The 18,604-nt window shown below is 71.7% G+C and carries 15 protein-coding genes; 3 read left to right on the top strand and 12 right to left on the bottom strand.

The genetic code is table 11. The annotated features are described in order from the left end of the window. The coding region (locus ACFV9O_RS14260) for a hypothetical protein (protein WP_385416875.1) at positions 1-221 on the top strand (221 nt) is incomplete at its 5' end. Between the two features lie 139 nt (positions 222-360). Here the strand turns inward: ACFV9O_RS14260 and ACFV9O_RS14255 are convergent. Further along, a complete protein-coding gene (locus ACFV9O_RS14255) occupies positions 361-1,368 on the bottom strand; it encodes a stage II sporulation protein M (RefSeq protein WP_385416872.1) in 1,008 nt (335 codons plus the stop codon). A 190-nt stretch (positions 1,369-1,558) separates the two neighbouring features. Between ACFV9O_RS14255 and ACFV9O_RS14250 the strand changes: the two genes are divergently transcribed. After that, the gene (locus ACFV9O_RS14250; protein ID WP_385416869.1) at positions 1,559-2,581 is read left to right on the top strand and encodes an RDD family protein; all 1,023 of its coding nucleotides are present in this window, start codon (positions 1,559-1,561) and stop codon (positions 2,579-2,581) included. A gap of 33 nt (positions 2,582-2,614) precedes the next feature. Here the strand turns inward: ACFV9O_RS14250 and ACFV9O_RS14245 are convergent, their stop codons facing one another. From ACFV9O_RS14245 to ACFV9O_RS14210, 8 genes are all read right to left on the bottom strand, one after another. After that, positions 2,615-3,229 carry a hypothetical protein gene (locus ACFV9O_RS14245; RefSeq protein WP_385416866.1) on the bottom strand — a complete coding sequence of 205 codons (615 nt, stop codon included), beginning with the start codon at positions 3,227-3,229 and terminating at the stop codon, positions 2,615-2,617. 108 nt (positions 3,230-3,337) lie between these two features. Then, the gene (ahcY, locus tag ACFV9O_RS14240) at positions 3,338-4,795 is read right to left on the bottom strand and encodes an adenosylhomocysteinase (RefSeq protein WP_385416863.1); all 1,458 of its coding nucleotides are present in this window, start codon (positions 4,793-4,795) and stop codon (positions 3,338-3,340) included. 757 nt (positions 4,796-5,552) lie between these two features. Further along, positions 5,553-6,530, bottom strand: a complete 978-nt coding sequence (locus tag ACFV9O_RS14235) for a cation diffusion facilitator family transporter (RefSeq protein WP_385416860.1) — start codon at positions 6,528-6,530, stop codon at positions 5,553-5,555. A 123-nt stretch (positions 6,531-6,653) separates the two neighbouring features. Next, positions 6,654-7,817 carry a mannose-6-phosphate isomerase, class I gene (gene manA / locus ACFV9O_RS14230; protein ID WP_385416858.1) on the bottom strand — a complete coding sequence of 388 codons (1,164 nt, stop codon included), beginning with the start codon at positions 7,815-7,817 and terminating at the stop codon, positions 6,654-6,656. Between the two features lie 94 nt (positions 7,818-7,911). Further along, positions 7,912-9,048, bottom strand: coding sequence for an SIS domain-containing protein (locus ACFV9O_RS14225; protein ID WP_385416855.1), 1,137 nt, complete (start codon positions 9,046-9,048; stop codon positions 7,912-7,914). Between the two features lie 84 nt (positions 9,049-9,132). Beyond that, the gene (locus ACFV9O_RS14220; protein WP_385416853.1) at positions 9,133-9,315 is read right to left on the bottom strand and encodes a Trm112 family protein; all 183 of its coding nucleotides are present in this window, start codon (positions 9,313-9,315) and stop codon (positions 9,133-9,135) included. A gap of 290 nt (positions 9,316-9,605) precedes the next feature. Continuing rightward, on the bottom strand, positions 9,606-10,982 hold the full coding sequence (locus tag ACFV9O_RS14215) for a phosphomannomutase/phosphoglucomutase (RefSeq protein ID WP_385416850.1): 1,377 nt from the start codon (positions 10,980-10,982) through the stop codon (positions 9,606-9,608). A 117-nt stretch (positions 10,983-11,099) separates the two neighbouring features. Then, the gene (locus ACFV9O_RS14210; protein ID WP_385416906.1) at positions 11,100-11,531 is read right to left on the bottom strand and encodes a DUF3499 domain-containing protein; all 432 of its coding nucleotides are present in this window, start codon (positions 11,529-11,531) and stop codon (positions 11,100-11,102) included. Positions 11,532-11,824: 293 nt separating this feature from the next. Between ACFV9O_RS14210 and ACFV9O_RS14205 the strand changes: the two genes are divergently transcribed. Beyond that, positions 11,825-12,271 carry a metallopeptidase family protein gene (locus ACFV9O_RS14205; RefSeq protein ID WP_385416847.1) on the top strand — a complete coding sequence of 149 codons (447 nt, stop codon included), beginning with the start codon at positions 11,825-11,827 and terminating at the stop codon, positions 12,269-12,271. Between the two features lie 121 nt (positions 12,272-12,392). Here the strand turns inward: ACFV9O_RS14205 and ACFV9O_RS14200 are convergent, their stop codons facing one another. The 3 genes from ACFV9O_RS14200 to ACFV9O_RS14190 all read right to left on the bottom strand — a co-directional run bounded on the left by ACFV9O_RS14200 (position 12,393) and on the right by ACFV9O_RS14190 (position 18,279). After that, positions 12,393-13,982, bottom strand: a complete 1,590-nt coding sequence (locus ACFV9O_RS14200; protein WP_385416845.1) for a DUF5719 family protein — start codon at positions 13,980-13,982, stop codon at positions 12,393-12,395. Next, entirely contained in the window at positions 13,979-17,692 is a 3,714-nt protein-coding gene (locus tag ACFV9O_RS14195; RefSeq protein WP_385416842.1) for a glycosyltransferase, read from the bottom strand. The genes ACFV9O_RS14200 and ACFV9O_RS14195 overlap by 4 nt, the downstream gene beginning before the upstream one ends. Positions 17,693-18,015: 323 nt before the next feature. Next, entirely contained in the window at positions 18,016-18,279 is a 264-nt protein-coding gene (locus tag ACFV9O_RS14190; RefSeq protein ID WP_077974550.1) for a WhiB family transcriptional regulator, read from the bottom strand. Between the last annotated feature and the right edge of the window lie 325 nt (positions 18,280-18,604).

The following is an 18,604-nucleotide window of genomic DNA, read 5'->3' as shown; positions in this document are numbered from 1 at the left end:
TTTCCTCCGGGCGCTTCCCTTCGGTGTTTCCAACCTTACCAGATTCATTTTCCGTTCCGTTTCCGGTTCGGATTCTGTTTCCGGTGGCCGTTGGAAGGCCTTTTGTCTTTCGACTGCCTTTCGGCGATCCCGACTTTATCAGAGTCAATTCGGCCGAGCTAATCGGCTTCGTGATCCGGATAAGGAATCGAGTGGCTCTGCGGAAATCACATTTCCGTTGAGAGCAAGAGAGATTCTAGTCGAGACACCCGGACATGTCCAGTCCGAGGCAACCGTTTGAATCTACCTCCCCCCGTCGACCCTGTCAACGGTCTTCGTGGGCGGAGAGGAGACTAGCAGGTCACAGGCCCTGCTCGCACATCAGGCGGCGGTGGGGAGCTCGGCACTCCGTTCGAAGGCGTCCACGTCGCCCACGTCTCCAGCGCGGGCCGCACGGCCGCCGAGGACGTACACGTACGCCAGAAACGCCAGCTCGGCGACGATTCCGATGGTGATGCGGGCCCAGGTCGGGAGGCCGGAGGGGGTCACGAAGCCCTCGATCAGGCCGGAGACGAAAAGGACCAGGGCGAGGCCCATGGCCATGCCGAGGGCGGCGCGGCCCTGTTGGGCGAGGGCCGCGCGGCGGGACTGGGGACCCGGGTCGATGAGGGTCCAGCCGAGGCGCAGGCCGGTGCCGGCGGCGACGAAGACGGCGGTGAGTTCGAGCAGGCCGTGCGGGAGGACGAGGCCGAGGAACGTGTCGAGGCGGCCGGCGGAGGACATGAGGCCGATGCCGACGCCGAGGTTGGCCATGTTGAGGAAGAGGATCCAGAGGACCGGGACACAGAGGAAGGCGCCGAGGACCAGGCACATGGCGGCGGCCTGGGCGTTGTTCGTCCAGACCTGGGCGGCGAAGGATGCCGCGGGGTGACTCGAGTAGTACGTCTCGTACTCGCCGCCGGGACGGGTGAGCTGGCGCAGTTCGTCGGGAGCGGCGATGGCCGACTGGACCTCGGGGTGGGTGCCGATCCACCAGCCGATGATCGCGGCGAGGACGGTGGAGAGAACGGCGGTGGGGATCCACCAGTGTCGGGAGCGGTAGATCGCGGCAGGGAAACCGGCGGTCAGGAAGCGGGCTGCATCTTTCCAGGAGGCGCGGCGGGTTCCGGTGACGGTGGAGCGGGCACGGGCCACGAGCTGGGTGAGGCGGGCCGTGACCATGGGGTCGGGGGCGCTGGACTGGATGAGTGACAGATGGGTGGCGGTGCGTTGGTAGAGGGCGACGAGTTCGTCGGTCTCGGCGCCGGTGAGGTGGCGCCCGCGGCGCAGGAGGTGGTCCAGGCGGTCCCACTCCGCGCGGTGGGTCATCACGAAGACGTCGAGATCCATGGTCGGCTGCTGCTCCAGGCACTGGGTTCGTACGGAAGGCTGGTTCGTTTCGTACGGACGATTCGTACAACTGCTCGTACTGCTGCGGCGCGCTTCGGGTCAGCTTGGCAGACTGGCGTTCGGAGGGGTCGTGAAGGTCGAAGACTGAGGGTCGAAGAACCGTCATGAAGGCCGGAGAGAGGGTGGGCGCGTGAGCGGGGTTGTGACCGGGGATGCCGTCGTACTGGGGCTTCGTCCGGCGAGGCTGCCCAGTCGGGCGCTGGCGCTCGCCATCGATCTCGCCGTGGTGTGGGCGGCGTACCTGCTGATATCCGTCGGACTCGCGATTGCGACGGCCTCGCTGGACGAGGCGGCGGTGATGGCGGTGTCGATCGCGACGTTCGTGCTGGTGCTGGTGGGGGCGCCGATAGCGGTGGAGACGCTCAGCCACGGGCGCTCGCTGGGAAAGATGGCGTGCGGGCTGAGGGTGGTGCGGGACGACGGGGGGCCGATCCGGTTCCGGCACGCACTCGTGCGCGGGGCGATGGGCGTCGTGGAGATCCTGATGACGTTCGGGGTGATCGCCTGTATCGCCTCGCTGGTGTCGGCGCGGGGGCGGCGCATCGGGGATGTCTTCGCGGGGACCCTGGTCGTACGGGAACGGGTTCCGGCGGCGCGGGCGGTACCGGTGCCTCCGCCTCCGCCGTGGCTGGTCGGGCGGTTCGCGGAGCTGGATCTGTCCGGGGTGCCGGACGAGCTGTGGCTGGCGATACGCCAGTACCTGACGCGCATGAACCAGCTCGACGGTGAGGTGAGCTGGTCCCTGGCGGGCCGGCTCGCCGACGATCTGGTGGCGCGTACGGGAACGCCCGCGCCCGCGGGGGTGCCGGCGGCGGCGTATCTGGCGGCCGTGGTGAACGAGCGGCAGGCGCGGGAGGCGCGGAGGGCGTTCGCCGCGGCCGGGGCTGCGGGGGCAAGGGCTGCGGGGGGCGCGGTGGCCTCGATGCCGGACGGGCCGGCCTCCACGTCCCCGGCTGCGTACCCGTCCCCATATCCGGAGACAGTGGCGCCCGGGGCGCCGCATCCGGCTGCGGCAACGCCGTACCGGGTGCCGTCCTCGCCGGCGGCGGATGCCGCATCAGCGGGCACAGGTACGGATGCGGGTGCGGTTGCGGATCGGCAGACGGACGGGGAAGCGGCGCCGCCTGCGACGGGCTTCGCCCCGCCCGACTGAGGACCGGCGCGAATCGGGGCACGCGGATCGGGGTCAGGGAAGCACCGAAGGTGGGCTCTCGAGCTCTTCGAGTTCGATGCCGGGGGCCGAGAGGACCACGTCGCCGGCGATGTGGACCGTGTGCTGCTCGCCCGTGTCCAGCGCGCTGACCTGGTATTCGTCCACGGTCAGAGGGCCGTTGTCAGTGGCGTGCGCTTCACTCTTCACCAGGGCCCAGGACTGGTCGACCGTGCGGGGGGCGAGGACCGGGTCCGTGAAAGCGACGAGTCGGACGCGGGTCGCGGGGGCTCCGGGGGTGAGCCGGAGCAGCCGGGACGTCGCGACGAGGAAAGCGGGGGACGTGCCGGTGAAGGCGTGGGCCTGGACATTTCCTTCCGTGGCATGAGTGCCCGTGGGGTCGGTGCGGACCCAGGTGACGCCGTCGAGGGCGGCGCCTCGGACCTGCCAGCTCGCCGCGTGCAGTTCGAGACGGATGGGGCGGCCCAGCTCGTCGAGGGCCAGATCGACGGAGCCTGCATGGTCGCCGGAGGGGGTGGTCAGCTGGGAGACGTAGCGCCAGCCGGAAGGGCCGGGAGCGCAGTGGAAGTGCTCGTCACCTAGGGGGGTGTGATCGTGCGGATCATGGAGCGAATAGCGGCCGCGAGGCATGGGGCAGGGTCCTTGCGATGCATTGAGGCCGGGTAGCGACGCCTCCGGACCGGGCGCAGGCCCCCCATTACCCCGGGGGCGGCGAGGGGCCTGCGGTGGGTGCGTCGGTCAGTACCGGTAGTGGTCGGGCTTGTACGGGCCCTCGACCTCGACGCCGATGTAGGCGGCCTGCTCGGGGCGGAGCGTCGTGAGCTTCACGCCGAGGGAGTCGAGGTGGAGGCGGGCGACCTTCTCGTCGAGGTGCTTGGGCAGCACGTAGACGTCGGTCGGGTACTCCTCCGGCTTCGTGAACAGCTCGATCTGGGCCAGGGTCTGGTCCGCGAACGAGTTGGACATCACGAAGGACGGGTGGCCGGTCGCGTTGCCCAGGTTCAGCAGGCGGCCCTCGGACAGCACGATGATCACCTTGCCGTCCGGGAAGGTCCACGTGTGGACCTGCGGCTTGACCTCGTCCTTGACGATGCCCGGGACCTTGGCCAGGCCGGCCATGTCGATCTCGTTGTCGAAGTGGCCGATGTTGCCGACGATCGCCTGGTGCTTCATCTTGGCCATGTCCGAGGCCATGATGATGTCCTTGTTGCCCGTCGTGGTGATGAACAGGTCGGCCGTCTCGATGACCTCGTCGAGGGTCGTGACCTGGTAGCCGTCCATCGCCGCCTGGAGCGCGCAGATCGGGTCGATCTCGGTGATGATCACGCGGGCGCCCTGGCCGCGCAGGGACTCCGCGCAGCCCTTGCCGACGTCGCCGTAGCCGCAGATGACCGCGACCTTGCCGCCGATCAGGACGTCGGTGGCGCGGTTGATGCCGTCGACGAGGGAGTGGCGGCAGCCGTACTTGTTGTCGAACTTGGACTTGGTGACCGCGTCGTTGACGTTGATCGCCGGGAAGAGGAGGGTGCCGTCGCGCTGCATCTCGTACAGACGGTGCACACCGGTCGTGGTCTCCTCGGTCACGCCGCGGATCTCGGACGCCAGGCGGGTCCACTTCTGCGGGTTCTCGGAGAGGGTGCGGTTCAGCAGGCGGAGGATGTGGCCGTACTCCTCGCTGTCCGCGGTGGACGGGTCCGGGGCCTCGCCGGCCTTCTCGAACTCGACACCCTTGTGGACCAGGAGGGTGGCGTCACCACCGTCGTCCAGGATCATGTTCGGGCCGCCGGTGGGCGAGTTCGGCCAGGTCAGAGCCTGCTCCGTGCACCACCAGTACTCCTCGAGGGTCTCGCCCTTCCAGGCGAAGACGGGGACGCCCTGGGGGTTGTCCGCGGTGCCCTTCGGGCCGACGGCAACAGCGGCGGCGGCGTGGTCCTGGGTGGAGAAGATGTTGCAGGACGCCCAGCGGACCTCGGCGCCCAGGGCGACCAGGGTCTCGATCAGCACGGCGGTCTGCACGGTCATGTGCAGGGAGCCCGTGATGCGGGCGCCGGCGAGCGGCTGCGAAGCGGCGTACTCCTGGCGGATCGCCATCAGGCCGGGCATCTCGTGCTCGGCGAGGGTGATCTCCTTGCGGCCGAAGTCGGCGAGGGAAAGGTCGGCGACCTTGAAGTCCTGACCGGCGGCGACAGTCGTCATTGCGAGCTGCTCCTCAAGTGGGTCGAGGGATGGGTAAGGCTGGATGGCTCTGCGGCCACTGCGGCGATACGGGCACACCAAATGCCCGGACGCCCGCAGGCGTCCGCAGCGCAGTCCGTCGGAGGCCCTCTCTCCCTCGGCCGGTCCACAGTCGCGGACCGCCCGACCGCCATCAGCAGCGACGTCTGGCTCTGGTCACGAATCTACACCGATCGGCGTCGGCGCCCACAGCCCGCCCAAGGCCCCACCGCGGCGGGAAAGGGCCCGGAGACCCGCCGGACGAGGGCTTTCCGCACTTTGGACGTGGCGTTGGCCTGTTGCGCCATGCTCCGAGGACGCAGCCGGTGAGCCGCGGTCCGCGGCTTGCCGGACGCCCCTGCCCCCGCCGCTGCCACTGCCCACTGCTGGGACCGGGGACGCCGAAGTGCTTTCCGACTGTCTCCCCGCGCAGACCTGAAGGGCAGATCCTGAAGGTACGGCTCGACGCCGGCACCTCCTCGCGCTGCTCTCGCGGAACGCGCTGCTCTCGCGGAAGCTGATGGACGCGGACTTCCGTGAGTAGCTGAAGAGCGCACCGGACGAGAAGAGCGCACCGGACGAGGCGTCGGTGTCGGCGCTCGTGCAGGAGATCCGGTAGGCCTTACGTACACAGCGCCGGTAGCAGAGAGAGGCCCCCGGACCGATCAGCTCGGTCCGGGGGCCTCCACATCTACGAAATCTACGAACCCGTAGGGAATCTACGAACCCGTAGGGAACCTCAGTGGCCGGCGACCGGTCCCGGGCCGCCCGGGGACTTGGCCGGGTCGGCGCCCGCCGCGGCCGCGGCCTCGCTGTAGATGTCCGGCTCCAGGTAGATGACGCGGGCGATCGGGACGGCGGCGCGGATGCGATCCTCGGCGGCGTTGATCGCGTCCGCCACCTGGGCGGCCGTGTTGTCGTGCCGGACGGCCACCTTGGCGGCGACCAGCAGCTCCTCCGGGCCGATGTGGAGCGTGCGCATGTGGATGATGCGGGTCACCGTGCTGCCGTCGACGACCGCCGCCTGGATCTTCTCGGCGTCCTCGGCGCCGGCCGCCTCACCGAGGAGCAGCGACTTGGTCTCGGCCGCGAGCACGAGCGCGATCAGGACGAGCAGGACGCCGATGCAGACCGTGCCGATGCCGTCCCAGACCCCGTTGCCGGTGAGGAGGGCGAGGCCTACGCCGAACAGCGCCAGGATCAGACCGACCAGCGCACCGAGGTCCTCCAGGAGGACGACAGGCAGCTCGGGGGCCTTGGCGTGCCGGACGAACTCCTTCCAGGAGCGCCCCGCGCGCAGCGGGTTGGACTCCTTGATGGCCGTGCGGAAGGAGAAGCTCTCGGCGATGATCGCGAAGACGAGCACGCCGATGGGCCAGTACCAGTCCTTGATCTCGTGCGGGTGGGTGATCTTCTCGTAGCCCTCGTAGATCGCGAACATGCCGCCGACCGAGAAGAGGACGATCGAGACGAGGAAGGCGTAGATGTAGCGCTCGCGGCCGTAGCCGAACGGGTGCTGCGGGGTGGCCTCGCGCTGCGCCTTCTTGCCGCCGAGGAGCAGCAGGCCCTGGTTGCCGGAGTCGGCGACCGAGTGGACGCTCTCCGCGAGCATCGACGAGGAGCCGCTGAAGAGGAACGCCACGAACTTGGCTACCGCGATCGCGAGGTTCGCGGCGAGTGCCGCCACGATGGCCTTGGTTCCGCCTGACGCGCTCATGGTTGCGGGATGTCCTTCCTCGAAGCTCCTGGTGTACGGGCGCTGCAAGCACCCGGCTCGTGCCCGGGGCACACAGGCCCGGCACGGCGGGCCATTGTTGCAGCAGCCGCTACGGACGGTGCGTCAGGCCACCACTGTGGCACGGAAGACCGTGCCTGAACCGGACAGTTCAGCCTTTTCCCCCGCCGGGACGAAGACGGACTCCCCCGGTGCGAGCGTGACCTCGCCCGAGGCGCCGCTCGCCGTCGGGCGGCCCGCCGTCGCCAGGAGGATCTGCGGGGTGGGGGCGGTGACGTCGACGGGCGCCGCGCCCTCCGACCGTACATAGCGGGACAGCCGGAACTCGTCGATCGGGGTGTCGTACACCTCCTCGCCGGACGGCGACGCCTCCGGGCGCAGCACGCCGGGGTCGGACGCCTCGAAGCGGACGATGCGGAGGAGCTCGGGCACGTCCACGTGCTTGGGGGTGAGCCCGCAGCGCAGGACGTTGTCGGAGTTGGCCATGATCTCGACGCCGAGGCCGCCGAGATACGCGTGCGGAACGCCGGCGCCGAGGAAGAGCGCCTCGCCGGGCTGGAGCCGTACGTGGTTGAGCAGCATGGCGGCGATGACGCCCGGGTCGCCGGGGAAGTGGTGCGCGATGGCGGCGAACGGGGCGTACGGGCCGCCGAGGTGATCCGCGGCGGCCGCGGCCTCCGTGACGGTGTGGGCCATCTCGTCCCGGTCGGCGGCGAGGACGGCGGTGAGGACCTCGCGGAGGGCGGCCTCCTCGGGATGTGCGTGGAGGAGGTCGGCGTACGGCTTGAGGGAGTCGACGTCCAGGCCGGCGATGAGGTCGGCGGCCTCGACGGGCGGGCGGAAGCCGCACAGTCCGTCGAAGGGGGTGAGGGCGCAGATCAGTTCCGGCTTGTGGTTGTCGTCCTTGTAGTTGCGGTGGGGCGCGTCGATCGGGATGCCGGCGCGCTCCTCGGCGGCGTAGCCCTCCTTGGCCTGGGCGAGGTCCGGGTGGACCTGGAGGGAGAGGGGGGCGCCGGCTGCGAGCAGCTTGAGCAGGAACGGCAGGCGGGGGCCGAACCGCTCAACGGATGCCGCGCCGAGTTCGCGCACCGGATCGGCGGCGATGACGTCGTTCAGGGCGCCGCGGTCGGTGCGGGAGGGCGCTCCGGGGTGGGCGCCCATCCACATCTCGGCCTGGGGCTCGCCGGTGGGGGCGATGCCGAGGAGGCCCGGGATGAGGGTCGTGGAGCCCCAGGCGTAGGGGCGCACGGTGTTGGAGAGGCGGTCCATGAGGGGAGATCCTCGACTCGGTACGTGGCTGGTTCGTGGCTGGTGAGTGACGGATGTCCGGCGCTTCGGGTGGCCTTGGGTGGCCTCGGGTGGCTCAGGGGTTGCCGCTGGTCGCTGCCAGCGCCAGGTACCCGGCGGCGAAGTCGGTCACGGCGAGGAGCTCGGCGAGGGTCTCCAGCTCGCTGCCCTCCTCAGGCTCCAGTTCGCTGATGGCCGTGTCATGGCTGAGCGCGAGTTCGCGAGCCGCGGGCGCCGCGGTGAGGCCGCCCTCCGTGCGGTCGCGCAACAGCAGGACGCGGGCGCGCAGGGCCTGGGGCTCCTCGACGCGGTCGCGGAAGAAGTCCTCGGGGTCGGCACCGGCCGCGAAGTCGCCCGCGAGGAGGACTCCGTGGGCGGGAAGCGCCTCGGGGAGCTCGGCGGCGAGCGCGGGGAGGCCGGCGAGCTCCGCCAGTACGGCGGCGAAGCGGCGGCCGACCGGGGCCGCGGTGCCTTCCGTCCAGATGAGCGGGAGGGTGTCGGCGAGCTCGGCCGCGAGCGTCTTGGCGGGATTGCTGTAGGTCGCGATGGCGGGGCCGCAGCGTTCGGCCATGCGGTCGAGGCGGTCGGCGACGCTCTGGAGCGCGTCCGGGGGTGCGTTGACCAGGCCGACCCGGTCGAGGAGCGCGAGCAGGGGCGTGAACAGGGCCCAGAGCGCGCCGGGGCTGGCCGCCGCCTGTGTCTCGTCGTACATCTCCTGGGGGCCTGCCGCCATGGGGACCACCAGGCCGTGCACACCGTCGACGGCCTGGGAGAGCGGGGAGCGCTGCGGGGCGACGGCGACGACGGTGCAGCCGCGGCGGTACGCCTGCTCCGCGAGGAGGGCGAGGCCGGGTTCGGTGCCGTCGGTGGTCGTGATGAGGAGCAGGTCCACGGACCCGGCCCAGCCGGGGAGCGCCCAGCGCAGGGCGCCGGCGGCGGGGGCGACGCCGGTGGGGTGCAGCCGGGCGACCGGAGCGGAGGCGCCGGCGAGTGCGGTGATGAGGTCGGCGACTCCGGTGGCGGCGGTGCCGGAGCCCGCGATGAGGACCGCGCGAGGGCGGCCCTCGGGCGTCAGCTCGGCGATCCCGGCCTCTGCCGCGTGCCGGGCGGCGGTGCGCACGCGCGCGCCGGCCTCCGCGGCGCCGCGGAGCAGCGCACGACGATCGGCGCGGGCGAGGGCTTCCGGGGCGTCGAGGAGTGACTCGTCGAGCATGGTGATGGGCCTCCGATTCGCCGTACGGGGTGCGGGGGCGGGCTTACGCCGGGCGCGCCGGGCGGCGCGTGGGGCGGGGGCGCGTCAGGCGGGGCGGCGGGCCTCGTCGACGAGGAGGACGGGAATGCCGTCGCGTACGGGGTACGCCAGGCCGCAGTCCTTGCCGGTGCAGATCAGCTCGGGCGTTTCGGCTGCCGTTTCGTCGCTGAGCGGCGCGCGGCAGGCCGGGCAGGCGAGGATCTCCAGGAGACCGGCTTCGAGCGGCATGAGGGTGTCCCTTCGAACATGCGGTTTGGGCCAGGTCAGCCTACCGCCGGGGACCGGCCGACGCGGCTCGGCATGGCGCGGGCAGGGTGGCACTCCCCGTGGTCCCGTCCTTGTCCCGTCAGCCCGGCCGCCTGCCGTGGCCGCCGGAACAGCCACTGGACCGTCTCTGCCCAGGGCCGCGCTGGCCGCCCTGCGGGGAGTCTGCCCCTGGCGCGCGGGCGCGGTGCGGCGGGCGTCCCGGTGGGACGGCGGCGTCGCGCCGCCGCACCGAGGCGCCCCGGAGCCGTGGGTCAGTTGCTGCGGACCAGGTCCAGGATCTCGTCGCGGACCGCGATCATGGTGAGTTCGTCGCGGGCCTCGACGTTGAGGCGGAGGAGGGGTTCCGTGTTGGAGGGGCGGAGGTTGAACCACCAGTCCGGGGTGGCGATCGTGAGGCCGTCGAGCTCGTCGATGGTGACGTCCTCGCGGCCGGCGAAGACCCGGCGGACCGCCGCTGTACGGGCCGTCTGGTCGGCGACCGTGGAGTTGATCTCGCCGGAGGCGCGGTAGCGGTCGTAGCGGTGGACGAGTGCAGAGAGGGTGCCCTCCTGGGAGCCGAGGGCGGCGAGGACGTGGAGGGCGGCGAGCATGCCCGTATCGGCGTTCCAGAAGTCGCGGAAGTAGTAGTGGGCGGAGTGCTCCCCGCCGAAGATCGCGCCGGTGCGGGCCATCTCCTCCTTGATGAAGGAGTGGCCGACGCGGGTACGGACCGGCATGCCGCCGTGTTCGCGTACGACCTCCGGCACCGACCACGACGTGATCAGGTTGTGGATGACGGTGCCCCCGGGGTGCTTCTCCAGTTCGCGGGCCGCGACCAGCGCCGTGATCGCCGACGGCGGGACCCCCTCGCCGCGCTCGTCGACCACGAAGCAGCGGTCGGCGTCGCCGTCGAAGGCGAGGCCGATGTCCGCGCCCTCGGCGCGCACGCGGGCCTGGAGGTCCACGATGTTCTTCGGGTCCAGCGGGTTGGCCTCGTGGTTCGGGAAGGTGCCGTCCAGCTCGAAGTACATCGGTACGAGCTCGATCGGCAGCGGCGCGAAGACGGTCGGGACCGTGTGGCCGCCCATTCCGTTGCCCGCGTCCACGACGACCTTCAGCGGACGGATCGACGCGACGTCCACGAGGGAGCGCAGGTGGTCCGCGTAGTCCGTGAGCGTGTCGCGCTCGCTGATCCGGCCGGGGGTCGCGGCCGGGGCGGGCGCTCCGTCCGCGAGCCAGCCCTCGGCGAGCGCGCGGATCTCCGCCAGGCCCGAGTCCTGGCCCACGGGAGCCGCGCCCGCCCGGCACATCTTGATGCCGTTGTACTCCGCGGGGTTGTGCGACGCCGTGAACATCGCGCCCGGCAGACCGAACTGCCCCGACGCGAAGTACAGCTGGTCCGTGGAGCAGAGCCCGATCAGCGTCACGTCCGCGCCCCGGTTCGACGCGCCGCGCGCGAAGGCGGCCGAGAGGCCGGGCGACGACGGGCGCATGTCGTGGCCGACGACAATCGCGTCCGCGCCTGTCACCTGTACGAAGGCGGAGCCGAACAGCTCGGCCAGCGACTCGTCCCACTGATCGGGCACCACCCCGCGGACGTCGTACGCCTTGATGATCTGCGACAGATCAGCAGCAGCAGATGCAGCCACGGCCCAACCCTCCTGAAGTCTCTGCGGTCGCCTCAAACTACCCGCAGGAGACGGCACACAGTGCCCTCACACGGAGTCTGGCCGCCCAGGAGTCCGGGCTCTCAGGAGTCGGGGCTGTCAGGAGTCGGGGGAGCGCAGCACCCGCAGATGGCCGCGGCGCGCGACCTCCATCGGGTCCGCCCTGCGCGCACCGGCACCGCCGCCCGCCTGGGCCGCGCGCTCCTGGGGGCGTGCCGCCTCCCGGACCGCGTTGGCCAGCGCTTCGAGGTCGTCGCCGCTGGGCCGGGTCGGGCCGGAGCTGTCCGAGAGCCGTACGACCTCCCAGCCGCGCGGGGCGGTGAGACGCTCGCTGTGCTCGGCGCACAGGTCGTAGCAGTGGGGTTCGGCGTAGGTGGCGAGCGGGCCGAGGACCGCGGTCGAATCGGCATAGACGTACGTCAGTGTCGCGACGGCAGGGCGGCCGCACGCGGTGCGCGAACAGCGACGTACAGGGCTCACGACGTTGGACGGTACCGCACTCTTGAGCGGGCCGCGACGACTCTCCTCCAGGTCACTCCACCGTGTCGTGTTGTGACGTCCGGCACAGGCCCCTTCCGGGCGGCCGCTCTGACCTGCGCAGGGAGCAAAGTGGCCGGTCGGCGGCCGTGCGCGATCCGGTCACGGCCCGATACAAATCGCGCCAATCACGATGAGAACGGCGATCGCACGGAGGCATAGAAACGAGCCCAAGCTTGGCCGGAATGTTCAATAAGCGACATGCCCCACGGGGTGGAGCGACATGCCGCGTGGCAGGCGCGCGGCCTCGGTGCGTGCACGCCCCGGAGAGCTACCCTGCGTCAGTGATGGACAGTCCTGTACCGCCCCGCCCGACCGAGCCGAGGGATGCCAGGGAGCCGCGGCCCCGCCGCCGCGACCGGCACGGCCGCGGTATGCGAGGGCCCGTCGCCCCGCCCCAGGTTCCGCTCTCTGCCAGCCGTGCCGAGACGTTCCGCGATCTCGTGCAGGACTCGGTCGAGCGGCTGGAGCGGCGCTGGCCGCAGCTCACCGAGGTGGAGTTCCTGGTTCAGGACGTGCCGGGATCGCCGGACGAGACCGTGCCGCTGGGCGCCTCGGTCCCGGCCGGCAAGGGACAGCCGGCACGGATCGTCGTCTACCGCCGGCCGGTCGAGATCCGCACCAAGAACCGCGACGAGCGTGCCCTCCTGGTCCACGAGGTCGTCGTGGAGCAGGTCGCCGACCTGCTCGGCCTCTCGCCGGAGTCCGTCGATCCCCGGTACGGGCAGGACTAGACGGGACAGGACCAGGCGGCCCGTCCTGCCCGTTTTCCGATCCGGAGATCCGGAAGGACCGATCCGGAAGGTCCGATCGGAAGGACCGATCGGAAGGACCGATCCGGAAAGCAGGCCTGCCCTAGTCCAGCACCGAGAGGTCCTGCTCCGCCTGCGGGACCTCGACCGTGCCGCGGTCGTCCGGAAGCGTCTGGACCGTGAACATCTCGATCCCGTCCTGCGGCAGCAGCAGCGTGCGCGCCGCGTGGACCGGGCCGCCGGACTCGGGCTCGATCGTCAGCGCGTACGAGCCCTTGAGGCCGGCCGGGACGGGCGGGCTGGTGATCGCGAGCGTCGTACCGCCCTTCACCGTGTACTTCTTGACGACCGGCTCGCCTCCTTCGGTGCCGGCCGAGGCCGTGACCTTCACCTCGGCGGTGGCACCGGGCGCGGTCAGGGAGAGCACCGAGCCCTTGGCGCGGTTGTCGGCGGCCGTGGCCCGCTCCGACACGGGAGCGGTCGCGGGGATGAAGGCGAGCTCCTGCTTGGCGCCGGTGCCGCGGGTGACCTGGAGCGCGGCGACCACGGGGGTCGCCTTGCCGCTCTCCGACGGGCTGAGCAGCAGGGAGCCGGCCTCGCCCTTGGTGACGTCCTTCAGGTCGAGGGCCGCGGTCATGCCCGACTTCACCCGCAGGTTCTCGGCGCCCGCCGGGGTGATCGTGCCGGATGCGGTGGCCAGCCGGAGCTTGAGGTCGGCGTCGTCGTCGCCGGGCGCGAACGCCACGAGCCGTACGGACGTCGCGTCGGCCGGAATGCCCGGCAGTACGAGCGTGCCTGCCGGGTCCGTGGAGGCGGGCAGCCAGTCGCTGCCGGTGTCGTCGCCCGCGCCCCGAACCACGGCGCCAACCCGGCCGGTACGGGTGGTGACATGCACCGTCACATCCTCGGCCTTGTCGGTCGTCAGGGTCGGCAGAAGCACGGGCACGCTCGCCCCGGCCGGCACCGGGATGCCCTCGGTCAGCTGGGACTTGAGGGCGCCGTCCTTGCCGTAGAGCTCGATGTCGGCGACGGCGGCCGCGTCGTCGGGGTTGGTGAGGTGGACGTAGTCCTGCCGGTCCTTGGCGAGGCTCGCGCCCGGGAACCAGAAATCGGTGTCCGGCGCGGTGCAGCTGACGCCGAGCACCCCGCGGCCACTGCCCGCGGGGACCGTGGTGGTCTGCTGCGTCGACCAGCCGGGGGCGAGCTTGCCGGTGGCGGTGCCGACGAGGGCGGGGGCGTCGCTGCCGGACTCCTCGGCGGCGACGGGCTTGCCGGGCTCCTTGAGAGCGAGGAAGGGTTTCTCGGGCGCGGGCTGCTTCGCCGTGCCGGTCTTCTCCGCCTTCTCCTCCTCGTCCTTCTTCTCGTCCTCGGCCGCCTTGTCGGCGTCCTTGTCCGCGGCTCCCTTGTCGGGGTCCGCCAGCGTCGTCACGGACGGCTTCAGCTCGGCCGTCGACTCCACGTCCGCGTCGGCCTTGCTGCCCGCCGGCGTGAACGACGTGTACGCCGTCTCACCGATGTCGGACGTGGTGGGCGCCGGGCACAGCAGGCTGGAGCGTTCGACCGGCAGCCGGGCGGGGGCCTGGGCGGCCCCGGCCGTCGCCTCCCCGCCGCCGGGCGCGGTGAGGGCGGCAAGCCCGGTCACGGCGGCGAGGGCTGTGGCGGCCGCGAGGAGGGAGAGGGTGGTGCGGTTCACTGGTTGCTGCTCCCGTCGGGACGCTGCTCGGTCTCGTAGCCGTAGGGGTCGTACTGGTCCGTGCCGTACGGGTCGTACTGCTGCTGCCCCTGCCCGTACTGGTCTTGCGCGTACTGATCCTGGGCGTACTGATCCTGCGCGTACTGATCCTGCCCGTACTGGTCCTGCCCGTACTGCTGCTGCCCGCCGTACTGCTCCTGCCCGTACGGCTGCGACGGCTCGGCGTAGGGCTGCTGCTCGCCGTACCCGTACTGCTGCTGGTACTGCTGCTGCTCGCCGTACGTCGCGTAGTCCGCGTCCGCGTACGTCCGGTCCGTGGCGTCCCATTCGCCGTACTGCTGTTGCTGCGGCACCGCCGCGTACGGCTCGTGCTCGTGCTCGGGCTCGTGCTGCTGCCAGGACTCGGCGTCGGACTCGGACTCGTGCTCGGGAGCCGCCAGGCCCTCCGCCTCCGCTTCCGCCTGGGCCGCCGCCCGCAACCTGCGGGCCCGGCGCCCCTCGCCCTCCACGGGCTGGGCCGGGATCGCGGCCTCCTCGTCCGGCAGGTCGTCGTCGATCTCACGGCGCCGGCCGGGCAGGGCGAGCACCAGCAGGACGATCGCGAGTGCGCCCTGCGTCCAGATCCAGGCGGTGTGGGTGACGGGCTCCTCGTACGTGAGGTCGAGCTTGCCGCCCTCCGTGGGGAGTTCGAAGCCCTGTGCCCAGCCGTCGACCGTCGTCTTGGAGAGCGTGCGGCCGTCGAGCGTGGCCTGCCAGCCGTCGTCCGCGTGGTCCGCGATGCGCAGCACGCGACCGGACGGGCCCGACGGGATCTCGGTGTGGGCCTCGACCGGTCCGGAGGCCACGGGCAGCGGGTCCTCCTTGCCGTTCACGATGACCGCGCGGGCGACCTGGCGGTCGACGCGCCACAGCGCGCTGCCGTCGAGCTGGCTGAGCCGGGACAGTCCCGGCGTGGCGTCGAGGACGCGGCTCATCTGGCGCGGCGCCCCGTCCCGCACGAGCACGTACCGGATCGCGAAGCCGCTGAGCTGGCTGGTCTGGTCGGCGCCGGAGCCCGCGACCAGATTGGCGACGACCTTGTCGAGACGGGCGTCGCTGCCGCCGGTCTCGGTCAGTTCGGCGTCGCCGAGGCGGGCGCCGGAGCCGCGGACCAGGCTGTACGACACCGTGGCGGCGGAGGTGCCGCCGAGGACGAGGGTGCGCGGCTGGTCGCGGGTGCCGCTCTCCTCGGCCACGAACGCCGGGACCTGCACCGGGTCGCGGCGCTCCAGCGGTCCCGCGGCCCCGCTGAGCATCCAGTTGACCGCGGCGACGAGCGGTGCGCCGACGGCGGCGAGGGCGATGAGCGCGGCGACGGGTTGACGCCAGCCGAAGGACTGGGCGGCGACGCGCTCGCGGGCGCCCTCCGCGCCGAGCACGGCGGCGGCGAGCAGCGCGATGCCGTAAAGGAGCGTGGCGGGTCCGGCCCAGCCCGAACCGTTGGCGACGGCCGCGACGACGAGGGCGACGAGCGCGACGGCCCAGGCGGTACGGATCGCGAACTGCCGCTCGCCACGCAGCAGGGCAGCGAGCGCCGCGAGGACGACACCGATGAGCACCAGTCCGCCGAGGGCCTTCGGGCCGCCGGGGCTGATGCCGAGCAGATCGAGCGCGGACGCCGAGCCCGCGCCGAAGTCCAGGCCCGCCTCGTGGAGGAAGCCGGACGGGCTGGTGAGCAGGGACAGCGACCAGGGTGCGAGGACCAGCAGCGGGGTCCCGACGACGGCGACGAGACGCAGTCCGTACGCGGTGATGTCGTCGCGGCGCAGCACCAGGGCGGCGATCCCGAGGACGACCGCGATGGGCCACACGATCGGCGTGAAGGCCATCGTGAAGGTCAGGAGCAGGGCGTACGCCCAGGTGGCGCGCCAGCTGCCGCGGGCGCCGTCCTCGCGGCCGATTCCGTACGCCGCGGTCGCGGCGCGTGCGATCAGCGGCAGCACGATCGCGAGGACGGCCGTGCCGAGCCGGCCGGTGGCGAGGGCGCCCGTCGCGGCGGGCAGGAAGGCGTACGCGATGCTCGCCCAGGCGCGCAGCAGCCGGGATTCGACGAGCGGCCGGGAGGCGAAGTACGCGGTGACGCCGGCGAGCGGCACCGAGCAGACGAGCAGCAGCGTGAGCGCGAAGCCGGTGGAGCCGAGGAAGAGCCCGGACAGAACGGCGAGGACCGCGAGATAGGGGGGCGCTGTCTGGGTGCCGCCGGTGCCGAGGGGGTGCCATGCGTCGGCGTACCGCCCCCAGAGATCTGACACCTCGTCGGGTGCGGGCAGCAGCGCGCCGCCGGCGAGTGCGCCGCCGGTGAAGAGGCCGCGGCAGGCGACCACCGAGACGAGGAGCAGGACCGCGAAGAGGACGGGGCCGGGCTTGCGGGCGATGCGCTTCAGCCGGGCGAACTGCTCGATCTCCAGGTAGTCCGCGTCGTCGCCGCCCGGACCTGATTCGACGACGCCGTGGCGCGAGCCTCCGGAGTCGGAGTCCTTGCCGGCGCCGAGGCTGCTCGCGACCTGCTCGACCGTGGCCCGGACGGTGGCGCCGGGCGGCGGGAAGAGGGGGCGCAGTTCGCTCGGGTCGACCAGGGGCTTTCTGCGCCTGCGGCGGGCGGCGAGGATCCTCTCGGGGCGCAGGAGGGTGCCGAAGAGGCCCATGACCTCGTCGACGGCCTGGCCGGGCGCCTTGCCGACGAGATAGGCGAGGGTGCGCAGCAGGGTGCCGAGCACGAGCCGGAGCAGTACGTAGGGCAGGGCGCGGCCGCGTGCGTTGACCAGCAGGGTGTAGACGGCACCCGCCTTGTCGACGCGGTGCGGGCTGGCCACGGAGCGGCCCGCACAGTCGACGGTGCGGCGCTCGCGGGCCGCGGCCTCGGCGTGGCGGAGGACGGCGCCGGGTGCGATGAGGACGCGGTGTCCGGCGGCGTGGGCGCGCCAGCACAGGTCCACGTCGTCGCGCATCAGGGGCAGCCGGCGGTCGAAGCCGCCGAGCTCCTCCCACACGTCGCGGCGGATGAGCATGCCGGCGGAGGAGACGGAAAGGACGGAGCGGACCTGGTCGTGCTGGCCCTGGTCCTGCTCGCGGCGGTCGAGTCCGGTCCAGCGGCGGCCGCTGTTGGCGATGGAGACGCCGGCCTCGAGCAGCTGCTTGCGGTCGTACCAGCCGCGCAGCTTGGGGCCGATGATCACCGCGTGTTCGTCGGAGTCGGCGACGCGCAGCAGTTCGGCGAGGGCGTCGGGGGCGGGCGCGCAGTCGTCGTGGAGCAGCCAGAGCCACTGGACCGGTTCGCCGTAGGGCAGTTCCGGCATGTCGTAGGCCTCGTCGCGCCAGGTCCTGCTCACCGGGTCCCAGCCGCTGGGGCGCTTCAGGTACGGCAGATCGTCGGGGGTGAGGACGGGCGCGGTGCGGGCGGCCTCGTCCACAGCGGCACCGAATCCGGTGCGGCGCGCGAGATGCAGCACCCGGTCGGCGCCGAGCGCCTCGGTGACCAGCCGCGCGGAGTCGTCGGCGCTGCCGGTGTCGGCCGCGACGACGTTCTGCACGGGGCGCTCCTGGCCGAGCAGCCCGGCGAGCGCGTCCGGCAGCCAGCGGGCACCGTCGTGCGAGACGAGGACGGCGGTGACGACGTGCCGCGGGCACTCGGGCGGCGTTGCGGGAACAAACACGGCGGTGGTGGCGGACATTGAGGTACGGGCCCTCCGGCCGGGGTCACCCCGCGAGGGGGCGCTGGAGCGTCTGGGACGGGGCCCCACACTAACGGCTGACAACGGAACGGTCCGCCGCCTGTGGACAGAGCCACGGGCGGCGGACCGCTCTTACGTACGGGTGTGTGCCGTTTGGTACGTACGGGTGGGTGCTGTCCGGCCGGACAGCTCGGTCGTCCGGCCGGAAGCCCGGACGGGCGGCCTGGCCGGAAACGACGGCCGGAAACGAGTGCCGGACAGGCCACCCGGATCAGCCGGATCGGGCAGATCGGGCAGATCGGCTAGCCGCGTGGGCAGCTCGGTCAGACGGCGGCCTTCTTGAGGCGGCGGCGCTCACGCTCGGACAGGCCGCCCCAGATGCCGAATCGCTCGTCGTTGGCGAGGGCGTACTCGAGGCACTCGGAGCGGACTTCGCAGGCGAGGCAGACCTTCTTGGCTTCGCGAGTGGAACCGCCCTTCTCCGGAAAGAAGGACTCGGGGTCGGTCTGGGCGCACAACGCGCGCTCCTGCCAGCCGAGTTCCTCTTCCGCGTCCTCGACCAGCAGTTGCTGGAACAGCTCGGTCATGTGCGCCCCTCGTCTGTCTTTGCGTCCCCGTGGTGTAGCCGTTACCGATTTCGGCCGAACGACACGAGTGAAATTACAAGTGTGTGGATCCGGGCCAGTCAAGCCGAGATCTGCTATTGGGCCCGGTATTCACTCTGCGGGACCAAGGCTATGCGGAAAGTGTTCAAATCATCAAAAACAAGACACATGCCACTGGCCTGTCCGTGCACACCCCACACCCTCCCCCTCCCCCGTCGCGGGGACCGGCGATCACCGGTCCTCACGAGGGAAGGACGCCGCACGGTTCGATCTTGTTGCGATACGGCCGCACAAGCGATCCGGATCA

It is taken from the genome of Streptomyces sp. NPDC059909 (assembly GCF_042730885.1).
Classification (GTDB): domain Bacteria; phylum Actinomycetota; class Actinomycetes; order Streptomycetales; family Streptomycetaceae; genus Streptomyces.
Note: the sequence above shows the minus strand (reverse complement) of the source record. Positions and strands in the feature narration are given on the sequence as shown.

Excerpts from the sequence above, each read along its gene's own strand:
- ACFV9O_RS14255 (WP_385416872.1), bottom strand. The coding sequence starts at position 1,368 with ATGGATCTCGACGTCTTCGTGATGACCCACCGCGCGGAGTGGGACCGC.
- ACFV9O_RS14245 (WP_385416866.1), bottom strand. The coding sequence starts at position 3,229 with ATGCCTCGCGGCCGCTATTCGCTCCATGATCCGCACGATCACACCCCC.
- ahcY (WP_385416863.1), bottom strand. The coding sequence starts at position 4,795 with ATGACGACTGTCGCCGCCGGTCAGGACTTCAAGGTCGCCGACCTTTCC.
- ACFV9O_RS14235 (WP_385416860.1), bottom strand. The coding sequence starts at position 6,530 with ATGAGCGCGTCAGGCGGAACCAAGGCCATCGTGGCGGCACTCGCCGCG.
- manA (WP_385416858.1), bottom strand. The coding sequence starts at position 7,817 with ATGGACCGCCTCTCCAACACCGTGCGCCCCTACGCCTGGGGCTCCACG.
- ACFV9O_RS14225 (WP_385416855.1), bottom strand. The coding sequence starts at position 9,048 with ATGCTCGACGAGTCACTCCTCGACGCCCCGGAAGCCCTCGCCCGCGCC.
- ACFV9O_RS14220 (WP_385416853.1), bottom strand. The coding sequence starts at position 9,315 with ATGCCGCTCGAAGCCGGTCTCCTGGAGATCCTCGCCTGCCCGGCCTGC.
- ACFV9O_RS14205 (WP_385416847.1), top strand. The coding sequence starts at position 11,825 with ATGGACAGTCCTGTACCGCCCCGCCCGACCGAGCCGAGGGATGCCAGG.
- ACFV9O_RS14195 (WP_385416842.1), bottom strand. The coding sequence starts at position 17,692 with ATGTCCGCCACCACCGCCGTGTTTGTTCCCGCAACGCCGCCCGAGTGC.
- ACFV9O_RS14190 (WP_077974550.1), bottom strand. The coding sequence starts at position 18,279 with ATGACCGAGCTGTTCCAGCAACTGCTGGTCGAGGACGCGGAAGAGGAA.